The organism is Streptomyces sp. NPDC052773 (genome assembly GCF_044547145.1).
Taxonomy (GTDB): domain Bacteria; phylum Actinomycetota; class Actinomycetes; order Streptomycetales; family Streptomycetaceae; genus Streptomyces.
Window position 1 is genome coordinate 63,311 of record NZ_JBITZX010000022.1, and the last position, 13,462, is coordinate 76,772.

Genomic DNA, 13,462 nt, shown 5'->3' on the forward strand with positions numbered 1-13,462 from the left:
CCGCAGTCGGCTAGTTGATGGCCTTGATCAGCTCACCGTTCGCCGTGTCCCCGCTCAGCTCCCAGAAGAAGGTGCCGCCGAGGCCCTGCTGGTTCTTGTAGGTCATCTTCGTGGCGATGGTGGCCGGGGTGTCGTAACTCCACCAGTTGCTGCCGCACTTGGCGTAGGCGGTGCCGCCCACGGTGCCGGTCGGCGGGCACTTGGTCTTCAGCACCTTGTAGTCGTCGATGCCCTGCTCGTACGTACCCGCCGCCGGGCCGGTCGCGGTGCCGCCGGGCGCGGTCTGCGTGACGCCGGTCCAGCCGCGGCCGTAGAAGCCGATGCCCAGCAGCAGCTTCGAGGCCGGGATGCCGAGGCCCTTGAGCTTGGCGATCGTCGCGGAGGTGTGGTTGGCCGCCTTGGGGATGCCGGAGTACGAGGTCAGCGGCGAGTGCGGGGCGGTCGGGCCGGTGGCGTCCCAGGCGCCGAAGTAGTCGTACGTCATCGGGTTGTACCAGTTCACGTACTGCGCCGCGCCCGCGTAGTCCGCCGCGTCGATCTTGCCGCCGGCGGTGGCGTCCGCCGGGATCGCCGCGGTGACCAGGTTGCCGGTCCCGAACTTGGCGCGGACCGCCGCCATGAGGTTCTTGTACGCCGCCCGGCCGCTGGTGTCGCAGGTGGCGCCGCAGGCGTTCGGGTACTCCCAGTCGATGTCGATGCCGTCGAAGACATCCGCCCACCTGGGGTTCTCCACCAGGTCGTAGCAGGACTGGGCGAACGCCGCCGGGTTCTTCGCCGCCTCGCCGAACCCGCCCGACCAGGTCCAGCCGCCGAACGACCACAGCACCTTGATGTGGGGGTACTTCTTCTTCAGCTCGCGCAGCTGGTTGAAGTTGCCGCGCAGCGGCTGGTCCCAGGTGTCGGCCACACCGTCGACGGACTCGGCGGCGGTGTGGGTGCGGTCGGTGGCCGCGTAGGCGTCGCCCATCACGCACTTGCCGCCGGAGACGTTGCCGAAGGCGTAGTTGATGTGGGTGAGCTTGGCGGCGGAGCCGGAGGTGTCGATGTTCTTGACCAGGTACTTGCGGTCGTAGGTGCCCCATTCGGTGAAGTAGCCGACGACCTTGGAGCCGGCGGCGGCCTCCGCCTCGGGGGCGGCGGTGGCGGGGGTGGCGCCGGCGCCCGCGAGGAGTCCGGCGCCGAGGACGGCGGTACAGGCGGCGGCGACGAGTGCCTGCAGGGCGCGGGGACGGGTGGGGGTTCGCATCGGGTGTCTCCTCGTGGGGGAGAGGGGGACGCCGGTTGGCATGAACGCGATGAGGCGTTCGGTGATCCGACACCGTAGGAGGACTAGACCAGTTGGTCAATGGTGCGGACCAATTTCGGCCCGGAGGGACTGCGGGGGAGGGGTCCGCGGGAATTCTTGAAGTGAGCGGTCGTTAACCGGTGACGCGGAGGCCCGGATCGGGCATACTCACTGCGCACAGCCGCTGGTCAGCGGCTTCCGAGACCCGGAAGCCCGCCCCCGCGGCCGGCCCTCACAGAGACCGGCGGAGCCGCCCCACCCAACGGCGCCCGTCCGCCGATGTGCCCGAAACGGGAGGAGAGCGTCGCCATGCCTGACCGCGCCCCGCAGCCGGTGGACCGACAACTGCCCACGGACGAGGCCCGGGACCTGATCTCGCTCGTCCGTGACATAGCGCAGCGCGAGATCGCGCCGAAGGCGGCCGAGGAGGAGGACGCCGGCCGCTTCCCCCGCGAGATCTTCACCCTCCTGTCCGAATCGGGCCTGCTCGGCCTGCCCTACGGCGCCGAGTACGGCGGCGGTGACCAGCCGTACGAGGTCTACCTCCAGGTCCTGGAGGAGCTGGCCGCGGCCCGCCTCACCGTCGGCCTCGGCGTCAGCGTGCACACCCTGGCCTCCTACGCGCCGGCCACCTACGGCACCAAGGAGCAGCAGGTCGAGCACCTGCCCGCGATGCTCGGCGGCGGGCTGCTCGGCGCGTACTGCCTCTCCGAGCCCTCCTCCGGCTCCGACGCCGCCTCCCTGCGCACCAAGGCCGTCCGGGACGGCGACGCCTGGGTGATCACCGGCACCAAGGCCTGGATCACCCACGGCGGCGTCGCCGACTTCTACACCGTCATGGCCCGCACCGGTGAGGAGGGCCCGCGCGGGATCACCGCCTTCCTGGTGCCCGGCGACGCCGAGGGGCTGAGCGCCGCGGCGCCCGAGAAGAAGATGGGCATGAAGGGCTCGCCCACCGCCCAGGTCCACTTCGACGGCGTGCGCGTCGGCGACGACCGGCGCATCGGCGAGGAGGGCCAGGGCTTCGCGATCGCCCTGTCCGCCCTCGACTCCGGGCGGCTCGGCATAGCGGCCTGCGCGATCGGCCTCGCCCAGGCGGCGCTGGACACGGCGGTGGAGTACGCGCAGGGGAGCCGCCAGTTCGGCCGGCCCATCGCCGACTTCCAGGGCCTGCGCTTCATGCTCGCCGACATGGCGACGCAGATCGAGGCGGGCCGTGCCCTCTACCTGGCGGCGGCGCGACTGAAGGACGCGGGCCGGCCGTACGCCAAGCAGGCGGCCATGGCCAAGCTGCACTGCACCGACACGGCGATGCGGGTCACCACGGACGCCGTCCAGGTCCTCGGCGGGTACGGCTACACCGCGGACTTCCCCGTCGAGCGGTACATGCGCGAGGCCAAGGTGCTCCAGATCGTCGAGGGCACCAACCAGATCCAGCGGATGGTCGTCGCCCGGCACCTCATCGGCCCGGAGACCCGCTGAACTGTCCCGGCCTGACCAGGGGCGCCGCCAGCCGGACCCACTCCGGGTCGTGGTGCCCCGGCAGGGTCCGGCCACGGGTGGCCCAGGCATGCAGCAGATCGCGGTAGATCGGCGGGTCCTGGAGGTGCGGCGGCCCCACCGGCGGCGGAAGCGGAACCGATTCTGCGACGGTCGGGACGAACAGTGTGCGCTGACGCCCGGTCGTGGAAGAGGTGGGGGTCATACCAGGGCAACGCGCCACCGGCCGGGCAGGTCACCGCTCCACGGAATCGGCCGTACGTTCCGGATGGCGCCCGGCGCCCGGAAACCCCGAGGGCGCGCCCGCGCGCGGGTCGCACTCCGGGCCGGGTGTCACTCGTTCGGTGGATCCGGGCGTGCCGAACCGCACCACGGCGGTCGTGTGCCGTGATGCGGAGCGGTGAGCTGGGTGCGGCGGGTGCCTCAGGCGGCGTGGCGGCGCGTCGTCGGGACGCGCATCGGGCGGGAGCCCGGGCCGCCGACGTGGGAGAAGGGCTGCGTCCGCCAGTCGAGACCCTGCGGCAGCGTCAGCAGCAGGGCGGTGTCCTGCTCCTGCGGCTCGAAGGACTCGTCCGCCGGCCGGGCGTCGGAGGCCCGGCGGCCGGTGCCCGGACAGACCGTGAGGCCGAACGGGTTCCACGGCGAGGCGCACAGCGCGTGCTCCGGCAGGACCTCCTCGTCCGCCAGCAGGGCGATGGGCTGCGCGCAGTCCGGGCAGATCACCCGGAACATCTCGAAGGTGTCGTACGCGTCGAGCTCGTCCACGTCGTCGAAGGCGTCGGGTTCGACGCCCTCCGGCTCGGGCTCGACGACCGGCTGCCGGCGCTTGGGTGCGGTACGACCAGGGCGCTTAAGACTCTGCATGGGATTCTCCCCCTCGGGCTGGGCCGTTCAGGCACTGCGGCCTCGACCACAGCAAGCACTTCCCAGCGCGATTCCGGGGTAATCACGGGAACATCACGGAGACGGCCCGGATCTTGTGGCGTTCGTCACATGCCATCCGCAGGTGCCTCGCCCGGCACCCCGGCCCCCCGGATGGCCCACCATCCGGGCGGCCACATCACGAACCGGGCATGACCTGCGCCGCTCGGCTATCCGAGGAGATCAGCCGCACTGTAGGTTCTTGCGCCATGGAGGAGCTGGACCGACAGATCGTGCAGCTGCTCGTCAAGGACGGGCGGATGAGCTACACCGACCTGGGCAAGGCCACGGGCCTGTCCACATCGGCCGTGCACCAGCGGGTGCGCCGGCTGGAGCAGCGTGGCGTCATCCGCGGGTACGCCGCCGTGGTCGACCCCGAGGCCGTCGGGCTGCCCCTGACCGCCTTCATCTCGGTGAAGCCGTTCGACCCCAGCGCGCCCGACGACATCGCCGACCGCCTCGCGGGCGTCCCCGAGATCGAGGCCTGCCACAGCGTCGCCGGCGACGAGAACTACATCCTCAAGGTGCGGGTGGCCACCCCGCACGAACTGGAGGAGCTGCTGGCCCGGCTGCGCAGCCTCGCCGGGGTCTCGACCCGTACGACCGTCGTCCTGTCGACGCCGTACGAGGCCCGGCCCCCGCGTATCTGAGCACCTGGGTGCGGGGCGGCGTACGCGGGGCGCGAGACTGTTCCCATGAGTGAGCGCACCGCCCCGACGAAGACCGTCCTCCTCCGCCGCGGAGAGGTCCACAGCCCCGCCGACCCGTTCGCCACCGCCATGGTCGTCGAGCACGGCCAGGTCGCCTGGGTCGGCTCCGAGGGCGCGGCCGACGCCTTCGCGGACGGCGTCGACGAGGTGATCGACCTCGACGGCGCCCTCGTCACGCCCGCGTTCACCGACGCCCACGTCCACACCACCGCCACCGGACTGGCTCTCACCGGGCTTGACCTGTCCGCCGCGTCCGACCTCGACCAGGCCCTCGCCCTGGTACGGGAGTTCGCCGCCGCCCGTCCGCACGACCGGGTGCTGCTCGGCCACGGCTGGGACGCCGCCCGCTGGCCCGGCGGCCGGCCGCCGACGCGCGCGGAACTGGACGAGGCCACCGGCGGGCGCCCCCTGTATCTGAGCCGGATCGACGTGCACTCGGCGGTCGTCACCACGGCCCTGCTCGACCTGACTCCGGGCCTGGGACCGGTGGGCGACGGCCCGCTCACCGCCGACGCCCACCACGCGGTCCGCGCCGCCGCCCTCGGTGCCCTGACCGAGCGGCAGCGCACCGAGGCCCAGCGCGCCGCCCTCGCCCGCGCCGCCTCCCTCGGCATCGGCTCGGTCCACGAGTGCGGCGGCCCCGACATCTCCTCCGAGGACGACTTCACCGGCCTGCTCCGCCTCGCCGCCGAGGAACCCGGCCCGCGCGTGGTCGGCTACTGGGCCGAACGCGACGTCGACAAGGCGCGCGAACTGGGCGCGCTCGGCGCCGCCGGGGACCTCTTCGCCGACGGCGCCCTCGGCTCCCACACCGCCTGCCTGCACGAGCCGTACGCCGACGCCGCCCACACCGGCACCGCCTACCTCAACGCCGACGAGGTCGCCGCGCACGTCGTCGCCTGCACCGAGGCGGGCCTGCAGGCGGGCTTCCACGCCATCGGGGACGCCGCCGTCACCGCCGTCGTCGAGGGCGTGCGCGCCGCCGCCGAGAAGCTCGGCCTCGCCCGCGTCCGGGCCGCCCGGCACCGGATCGAGCACGCCGAGATGCTCACCCCGGAGACCATCGCCGCCTTCGCCGAACTCGGCCTCACCGCCTCCGTGCAGCCCGCGTTCGACGCCCTGTGGGGCGGCGAGGACGGCATGTACGCCCAGCGGCTCGGCGCCGAGCGCGCCCGCACCCTGAACCCGTTCGCGGCCCTGCTGCGCGCCGGCGTCCCGCTCGCCCTGGGCTCCGACAGCCCCGTCACCCCGCTCGACCCGTGGGGCACGGTCCGCGCCGCCGCCTTCCACCGCACCCCCGAGCACCGCGTCTCCGTCCGCGCCGCCTTCACCGCCCACACCCGCGGCGGCTGGCGGGCGGTCGGCCGCGACGACGCGGGCGTGCTGGTGCCGGGCGCACCCGCGGACTACGCGGTGTGGCGCACCGGGGAACTCGTCGTGCAGGCGCCCGACGACCGGGTCGCCCGCTGGTCCACCGACCCGCGCTCCGGCACGCCCGGCCTGCCCGACCTCACCCCGGGCGCCGACCTGCCCGTCTGTCTGCGGACGGTGGTCGGCGGGCGGACGGTCTTCGTACGGCCGGGCGAGTGATCTCCGGAGGTGGCGCCCGGGCGCAGCGCGCCCGGCGCACCGTCGCGCGACCTGCGCATCCTCCGCTCCCACCTGCGGTTTCGGCGCGGAACCGCAGGTCAAACGGCTGTTGACAGGCGACGGTCCGGGGCCGGTAGGTTCGGCCGGGTCCACCACCGGACACCCGACCGGGGAACGTTCGCACACGCGTCGCGGCGCCGCTGGGTCAGGATGGTGTACCGCACCGGGGCACCGTCACTGGGAGCCAGGCTCAGCGACGGCACCGCAGGCGGGAGAACGTTCCGGCCGGCCGGGAAGGTGTGACCCGGGTGGGGCCCGGGCGCTCAGTAGACAACGGCTTTCGGTCGACCCGCAGCCAGCGGGTCCGAGGTCGGCCCGAAGGGCGCCGGGCCCCCATCCGCCGCACCCGGTGGACGGTGGGGGCCGGTCAAAACCGTGCATCCATCCCGCTCCGGCGGAGCCGACACCACCGTACGTACGCCTTGTCACATCAGCGCAGGCCGCGGCCACTATGGTGGACCTCTGCGTACGGACACGAAGGGGCAGCAGTGAACGACGGCGACGGGACCCGCGCGGCCAAGGCCCAGGGGAGGCGCTTCGGCCCGCTCGGCACGGCCTTGGTGATCATTCCGACCTACAACGAGGCGGAGAACATCAAGACGATCGTCGGCCGGGTGCGCGAGGCGGTCCCCGAGGCGCACGTTCTGGTGGCCGACGACAACAGCCCCGACGGCACCGGCAAGCTCGCCGACGAACTCGCCGCCGGCGACGAGCAGGTCCACGTGCTGCACCGCAAGGGCAAGGAAGGCCTGGGCGCCGCCTACCTCGCGGGGTTCCGCTGGGGCCTGGAGCGCGACTACGGCGTGCTGATCGAGATGGACGCCGACGGCTCCCACCAGCCGGAGGAACTTCCCCGCCTGCTCACCGCGCTCAAGGGCGCCGACCTCGTGCTCGGTTCCCGCTGGGTGCCGGGCGGCCGGGTGGTCAACTGGCCCAAGTCCCGCGAGTTCATCTCCCGCGGCGGCAGCCTCTACTCGCGCCTCGCGCTCGACCTGCCGCTGCGCGACATCACCGGCGGCTACCGCGCTTTCCGGGCGGAGACCCTGCAGGGTCTCGGCCTGGAGGAGGTCGCCTCGCAGGGCTACTGCTTCCAGGTCGACCTCGCCCGCCGCGCCATCAAGGCCGGCTACCACGTCGTCGAGGTGCCGATCACCTTCGTGGAGCGCGAACTCGGCGATTCCAAGATGAGCCGCGACATCCTCGTCGAGGCCCTGTGGCGGGTCACTTCCTGGGGTGTGGAGGAGCGGGTCGGCAAGCTGCTGCGGCGGGGCGACGCGGCGCCGAAGCGGTAGGGCGTCGGGGTCGGTGACGGCCCTTATCCCGCGCTGAGCCGCGCCCAGGCACACTGGTGGCATGACGACTGGCGCTTCCACCCCTCCGCCCCTCACCCGGCCCCGGCGGTCCCGGCTGCGTACGGCGCTGCCGCTCGCCGTGGCGGCGTGGCTGGTGCTGGAGATCTGGCTGCTGACCGTGGTCGCGGACCTGGCGGGCGGGTTCACGGTGTTCCTGCTGCTGCTCGCCGGGCTGGTGCTCGGCTCCGTGGTCATCAAGCGGGCGGGGCGGCGCGCCTTCCGGAATCTCAACGAGGCGCTGCAAGGCGGCACCGCGCCCTCCAGCGGAGGCGGCAGCGGTCTGCTGATGCTGGGCGGTCTGCTGCTGATGCTGCCCGGGCTGATCTCGGACGTCGCCGGTCTGCTCCTGCTCGTCCCGCCGGTCCAGAAGGCCCTCGGGCGGTACGCGGAGCGCACGGTGGAGAGCAGACTCCGCCGGGCCGCCCCCGGCAGCCTGGGCGACGCCTTCCAGCAGGCCCGCATGCGTCACCCCGACGGCAAGGTCGTCCAGGGCGAGGTCATCCGCGACACGCCCGCGGACCCGTCGCGCGAGCAGTACCCGCCGCTGAACCGCTGAACTCCGGGCTGACTGACCGCCTCGGCGCGCACAGGCCGATGGCGGTCACCGGCCGATGGCGGTCACGGGTCGAAGGCGGTCACCGACCGGCGGTCACCGGCCCGCGCAGGATCGGCCCGCCGTGATCCGAGCACCCGAGCCCCAGGGTGCACGAGCGTCCGAGTCCCAGGGCAGCACTACGACCGCGGGCGCCGTACGTGGGACTCACATACGGCGCCCGCGGTCATGTGCGTGCGCTGGAAACCGGGCCAGGTCCCGCGGGGACTAGGCCGACTTGCGGCTGTCCCGCGGATGAACGGCGATGTTCATCGCGCCGGAACGCAGCACGGCGAGCCGCTCCTCGAGGACCTCTTCGAGTTCCTCTCGGGTACGGCGCTCCATGAGCATGTCCCAGTGCGTACGGGCCGGCTTCGCCTTCTTCTCCTCCGGGCCGTCGCCATCCACCAGGAGTGCCTGGGCCCCGCAGACCTTGCACTCCCACTCCGGCGGGATCTCCGCCTCGACCGAGAAGGGCATCTCGAATCGGTGCCCCTTCTCGCATGCGTACTCCACGGCCTGGCGCGGGGCCAGGTCGATGCCGCGGTCCGTCTCGTAGCTGGTCACCACGAGGCGCGTGCCGCGAAGAGCTCGCTCACTCATGAATCGTGCCTCCCGGGCTTGTCGCCCACAGGACAGGTGTCGCTGTCGTCGTCATCCGGTCAACGTCCGGTCGGCGGTAAAGATTCCCGTTCGGAGTCCCGTTCCGGGTCATGCGTCGCCGTCGTAGCCGCAGCCTTGTCAACCAGTGCAGTACCCACAGGCGCCCGGTTTGTCACATCTACTAGGAGATGTCACCCGGCGTTTCATCATCTTTGACGCGCAGTAACGGTACGCCTGGCAGGCCAAACGCGTACACTACAGCCCTTTCGCGCCGAGTACTAAATCCTTTCGGGAACCGGGTTGCCCGCGTCCCCGATCGCCCGCCGTACCGGTACCCGCGCGAGCAGCAGGAATCCCAGGACGAAGAAGGCCACCAGCGAGATGATCGCGTCCCGGTAGCTGCCGGTCAGCTGGTAGGTCAGCCCGAACAGCAGCGGGCCCAGCCAGCTCATCCCGCGGTCGCTCAGCTCGTAGGCGGAGAAATATTCGGCCTCTTTTCCGGGCGGGACCAGATGCGAGAACAGGGAGCGGGACAGCGCCTGGCTGCCGCCGAGGACCAGGCCGATGCCCGCGGCCAGCGCGAAGAACCACACCGGCTCCCCGGCGGGCAGGAAGTACCCCGTGGCGAGGATCACCGTCCACGCCACCAGCGAGCCCAGCACCGTCCGTTTCGCGCCGTACCGCCGCGCCAGCCGGCCCAGCGCCAGCGCGCCCGCCACCGCCAGCACCTGGACCAGCAGCACCGCCCCGATGAGCGTCGACTGGCCGAGCTCAAGCTCCTTCGAGCCGTACACCGAGGCTTGGCTGATCACGGTCTGGATGCCGTCGTTGTAGACCAGGTACGCCAGCAGGAAGGCGAGGGTCAGCGGGTGGCGGCGCATGTCGCGCAGGGTCGCCAGGAGCTGGCGCCGCCCGGACACGGCCGCCGCGGGCCGCGGTGCCGGGCGGTCGCGCAGACGGCGCAGCGGGATCACGGCGAACGCGCCCCACCACAGCCCGGCCGAGGCCAGACAGACGCGCACGGCCTCGCTCTCCGAGAGACCGAACGAGTCGTGGGCCAGATAGAGCACCAGGTTGCCGACCAGGACCAGGGCTCCGGCGGCGTACCCGAAGGCCCAGCCGCGTGAGGAGACCGCGTCCCGCTCCTCGGGCGGCGCGATCTGCGGCAGATAGGAGTTGTAGAGCATCATCGCCACCGACTGGGCCGCGTTCGCGACGACCAGCAGCGCCCCGCCGAGCAGATAGCGGTCGCCGGAGAGGAAGAACATGCCCGCGGTGGCCGTGGCGCCCAGGTACGCGGCGGCGGCCAGCAGGGGCTTCTTGCGGCCCGTGCGGTCGGCGGCGGCACCCACCAGGGGCATCGCCAGGATGGCCACGATCACCGACAGGGACACCGCGTACGCGAAGAAGGACCCCGCGCGGACCGGGATCCCCAGCGGGTGCACGAACCCGTCGGCGTCCGCGGCCGACTCGGCGACCGACGTCAGATAGGGGCCGAGGAAGACGGTGAGGACGCTCGTCGAGTAGACCGAGCACGCCCAGTCGTAGACGTACCAGCCGCGCTGTTCGCGCCGTCGCGCGGCGGAGCCGTCGCCCGCCTCCTGCGCGCCGGTCCGCTCGGTGTCGGTGCCCACCCGTGCCCCCGCTTCCCCGCAGATGCCGCGCGCAGGGCCGGGCGCCGTCCGCCCCGGGCGTCACACCCAGAGGCCGCGGTCCTCCATGACCTTGCGCAGTGTGTCGATGTGATCGGTCATGATGCCATCGACACCGAGGTCCAGGAGCCGGTGCATCCGCTCCGGTTCGTTGATCGTCCACACGTGCACCTGGAGCCCGCGCGCGTGGGCGGCGCGGACGAAGCGGTGGTCGACCACCTGGATCCCCGACTGCGACTCCGGCACCTGCGCGGCGACGGCCGAGCGGCGCAGCGCCGCCGGGACACCCCAGGAGCGCAGCCGCAGATTGAGCACGCCCCGGGTGCCGTACGACGTCGCGAGGCGCGGTCCGGCCAGCCGCTGGGCGCGCACCACGCGGGCCTCGGAGAAGGAGCCGACACAGATCCGGTCCCAGGAGTCGGTGCGGGCGATCAGGTTCAGCAACGGGTGCAGCGCCGACTCCGCCTTCAGGTCGACGTTCCAGCGCACCTCCGGGAACGTCTCCAGCAGCTCCTCGAACAGCGGCACCGGTTCGCGGCCCGCCACGCGCGCCTGCCGCACCTCCGCCCACGGCAGGTCCGCGATCCGGCCCGCGCCGTCGGTCACCCGGTCGAGCGTCGCGTCGTGGAACGCCACGAGCTTGCCGTCGCGCGTGGCGTGGACATCGGTCTCGATGTACCGGTAGCCGGTCTCGACCGCGCGCCGGAACTGGAGCACGGTGTTCTCCAGGCCGTCGGCCGCCCCGCCCCGGTGGGCGAACGGGATGGGGCCGGGGTGGTCGAGGTAGGGATGGCGTATGCGCGTGCTCACCGTCGCAGTATCGCGCGCCGCGGTTGCCCCTCGGCAACGACCGTGCTGCCGTCGGATGCCGACGGGACGGCGAACACCCGCAGGAAGAGCTGGGCGAGCGGGCCGATCGAGACCGCGTACAGCACCGTGGCCACGCCGATGGTGCCGCCCAGCGCGAAACCGCTGACGACGACCGCGACCTCGACGGCGGTGCGCATCAGCCGGATCGACCGGCCGGTGCGCCGGTGCAGCCCGGTCATCAGCCCGTCGCGCGGCCCCGGCCCGAAGCGGGCGGCGATGTACAGGCCGGTGGCGACGCCGTTGAGGAGGACGCCGGCCAGCATCAGGGGAACCCGGACCAGGAGGGAGTGCGCCTCGGGGACGAGGGCGAGGGTGCCGTCCATGGCGATACCGACCACGAAGACGTTCGAGACCGTGCCGAGGCCCGGGCGCTGGCGCAGCGGGACCCACAGCAGGAGCACCCCCGCTCCGACGATGATCGACACCACGCCGATCGTGAGGCCGGTGCGCTCGGCCAGGCCTTGGTGGAGCACGTTCCACGGCTCCAGGCCGAGTCCCGCCTCCACCAGGAGGGCGGAGCTGGCGCCGTACAGCGCGAGACCGGCGTACAGCTGGATCAACCGTCGTGTGACGTGCTCCTGTGTGGACCATCTGCGCCCTGTGGTCCCTGTGGACCGTGCGGACCTGCGCGTGGACAAAGGGTCCCCCCTGGTGGTGGTCGTGGCCTGACGCATGACACTCTGTGGCTTGGGATGAAACGTCATCCAGGGCCAATCGCGGGAAGGTGGACTGGTAATCATGGCGCAGTGGACCTCGGCGGTGGGGGCCGCGCAGCTCGCCCGGCTGCTCAAGTCCCAGCAGGACCGCCCCGCGGGCCCCGGCACCCGCCGCCCGCCCGCCTACCGGGCGCTGGCCGACGGCATCCGATTGCTGGTCCTCGAAGGGCGGGTGCCGGTGGCCGCCCGGCTGCCCGCCGAGCGCGAGCTGGCCCTCGCGCTGTCCGTCAGCCGTACGACGGTCGCCGCCGCCTACGAGGCGCTGCGCACCGAGGGCTTCCTGGAGTCCCGGCGCGGTTCCGGCAGCTGGACCGCCGTCCCGGCCGGGAACCCGCTCCCCGCGCGGGGCCTGGAACCGCTGCCGCCCGAGGCGCTGGGCTCCTTGATCGACCTCGGTTGCGCCGCGCTGCCCGCGCCCGAACCGTGGCTCACGCGCGCGGTGCGGGGCGCCCTGGAGGAGCTGCCGCCGTACGCGCACACGCACGGCGACTATCCGGCCGGGCTGCCCGCCCTGCGCGCGATGATCGCCGAGCGGTACACCGCGCGGGGCATCCCCACCATGCCCGAGCAGATCATGGTGACGACCGGCGCGATGGGCGCCATCGACGCGATCTGCCATCTCTTCGCCGGGCGTGGCGAGCGGGTCGCCGTGGAGTCGCCGTCGTACGCCAACATCCTCCAGCTGATGCGGGAGGCCGGCGCCCGGCTGGTGCCGGTCGCGATGGCGGAGGGGCTGACCGGCTGGGACATGGACCGCTGGCGCCAGGTATTGCGAGACGCCGCGCCGCGCATCGCCTATGTCGTCGCCGACTTCCACAACCCGACCGGCGCGCTCGCCGACGAGGACCAGCGGCGGCGGCTGGTGGAGGCGGCCCGGTCGGCCGGGACCGTGCTGGTCGCCGACGAGACGATGAGCGAGCTGTGGCTCGACGACGACATGGCGGGCGCCATGCCGCCGCCGGTGTGCGCCTTCGACCCCGCCGGGTCCACGGTGATCACCGTCGGGTCGGCGAGCAAGGCCTTCTGGGCCGGGATGCGCATCGGCTGGGTGCGGGCGGCGCCGGACGTCATCCGCAGCCTGGTCGCCGCGCGCGCCTACGCCGACCTGGGCACGCCCGTGCTGGAGCAGCTCGCGGTGCACTGGCTGTTCAGCACCGGCGGCTGGGAGCAGGCCGTGGAGCTGCGGCGGCAGCAGGCCCGGGAGAACCGGGACGCGCTGGTCGCCGCGGTGCGCCGGGAGCTGCCCGAATGGGAGTTCGAGGTGCCCAAGGGCGGGCTCACGCTCTGGGTGCGCGCCGGAGGCCTGTCCGGGTCGCGGCTCGCCGAGGCGGGGGAGCGGGTCGGCGTCCGGGTGCCGTCCGGACCGCGCTTCGGGGTGGACGGGGCGTTCGAGGGGTATGTGCGGCTGCCGTTCACCGTCGGCGGCGCGGTGGCGGACGAGGCGGCGGTCCGGCTGGCCGCGGCGGCGCGGTTGGTGGAGAGCGGGGGGACGGCGGGGGCGGAAGCGCCGCGGACGTTCGTCGCCTGACGCCGACCTTCGCCGACCTTTGTGTGACGGGGAACGTCACACCGTAGGTGACAACGTCACACAGTAGGTGACAGGGAAAGGGC

The 13,462-nt window shown here is 72.8% G+C and carries 12 protein-coding genes; 6 read left to right on the forward strand and 6 right to left on the reverse strand.

The features are described 5' to 3' along the window. Positions 1 to 10: 10 nt before the first annotated feature. A complete protein-coding gene (locus tag ACIG0D_RS33260) occupies positions 11 to 1,246 on the reverse strand; it encodes a glycoside hydrolase family 18 protein (RefSeq protein ID WP_399808577.1) in 1,236 nt (411 codons plus the stop codon). 348 nt (positions 1,247 to 1,594) lie between these two features. Between ACIG0D_RS33260 and ACIG0D_RS33265 the strand changes: the two genes are divergently transcribed. Then, positions 1,595 to 2,767, forward strand: a complete 1,173-nt coding sequence (locus tag ACIG0D_RS33265; protein ID WP_399808580.1) for an acyl-CoA dehydrogenase family protein — start codon at positions 1,595 to 1,597, stop codon at positions 2,765 to 2,767. 441 nt (positions 2,768 to 3,208) lie between these two features. On the opposite strand, the gene ACIG0D_RS33270 is transcribed toward ACIG0D_RS33265, so the two are convergent. Further along, positions 3,209 to 3,649 (reverse strand): hypothetical protein, encoded by a 441-nt coding sequence (locus tag ACIG0D_RS33270; RefSeq protein WP_399808583.1) that lies wholly within the window; start codon positions 3,647 to 3,649, stop codon positions 3,209 to 3,211. 266 nt (positions 3,650 to 3,915) lie between these two features. Here ACIG0D_RS33270 and ACIG0D_RS33275 point away from each other — a divergent pair, with 266 nt between their 5' ends. The 4 genes from ACIG0D_RS33275 to fxsA all read left to right on the forward strand — a co-directional run bounded on the left by ACIG0D_RS33275 (position 3,916) and on the right by fxsA (position 7,974). After that, positions 3,916 to 4,356, forward strand: coding sequence for an Lrp/AsnC family transcriptional regulator (locus ACIG0D_RS33275; RefSeq protein ID WP_018548954.1), 441 nt, complete (start codon positions 3,916 to 3,918; stop codon positions 4,354 to 4,356). A gap of 45 nt (positions 4,357 to 4,401) precedes the next feature. Continuing rightward, on the forward strand, positions 4,402 to 6,006 hold the full coding sequence (locus ACIG0D_RS33280) for an amidohydrolase (protein WP_399808586.1): 1,605 nt from the start codon (positions 4,402 to 4,404) through the stop codon (positions 6,004 to 6,006). Positions 6,007 to 6,554: 548 nt separating this feature from the next. Next, complete coding sequence (locus tag ACIG0D_RS33285) at positions 6,555 to 7,358, forward strand: polyprenol monophosphomannose synthase (protein ID WP_365766236.1); 804 nt, start codon at positions 6,555 to 6,557, stop codon at positions 7,356 to 7,358. Between the two features lie 61 nt (positions 7,359 to 7,419). Next, a complete protein-coding gene (gene fxsA, locus ACIG0D_RS33290) occupies positions 7,420 to 7,974 on the forward strand; it encodes an FxsA family membrane protein (protein WP_399808589.1) in 555 nt (184 codons plus the stop codon). 264 nt (positions 7,975 to 8,238) lie between these two features. On the opposite strand, the gene ACIG0D_RS33295 is transcribed toward fxsA, so the two are convergent. The 4 genes from ACIG0D_RS33295 to ACIG0D_RS33310 form a co-directional block, all read right to left on the reverse strand. After that, on the reverse strand, positions 8,239 to 8,613 hold the full coding sequence (locus tag ACIG0D_RS33295; protein WP_003977404.1) for an RNA polymerase-binding protein RbpA: 375 nt from the start codon (positions 8,611 to 8,613) through the stop codon (positions 8,239 to 8,241). Between the two features lie 278 nt (positions 8,614 to 8,891). Next, positions 8,892 to 10,247: an MFS transporter gene (locus ACIG0D_RS33300; RefSeq protein WP_399808591.1), complete on the reverse strand. Its 1,356-nt coding sequence runs from the start codon at positions 10,245 to 10,247 to the stop codon at positions 8,892 to 8,894. Positions 10,248 to 10,307: 60 nt separating this feature from the next. After that, complete coding sequence (locus tag ACIG0D_RS33305) at positions 10,308 to 11,075, reverse strand: glycerophosphodiester phosphodiesterase (protein ID WP_399808594.1); 768 nt, start codon at positions 11,073 to 11,075, stop codon at positions 10,308 to 10,310. Further along, complete coding sequence (locus ACIG0D_RS33310; RefSeq protein ID WP_399808597.1) at positions 11,072 to 11,809, reverse strand: YitT family protein; 738 nt, start codon at positions 11,807 to 11,809, stop codon at positions 11,072 to 11,074. Before ACIG0D_RS33310 ends, ACIG0D_RS33305 begins: the two co-directional genes overlap by 4 nt. 64 nt (positions 11,810 to 11,873) lie before the next feature. Between ACIG0D_RS33310 and ACIG0D_RS33315 the strand changes: the two genes are divergently transcribed. After that, complete coding sequence (locus tag ACIG0D_RS33315) at positions 11,874 to 13,379, forward strand: PLP-dependent aminotransferase family protein (RefSeq protein ID WP_399808600.1); 1,506 nt, start codon at positions 11,874 to 11,876, stop codon at positions 13,377 to 13,379. The last annotated feature ends 83 nt before the right edge of the window (positions 13,380 to 13,462 follow it).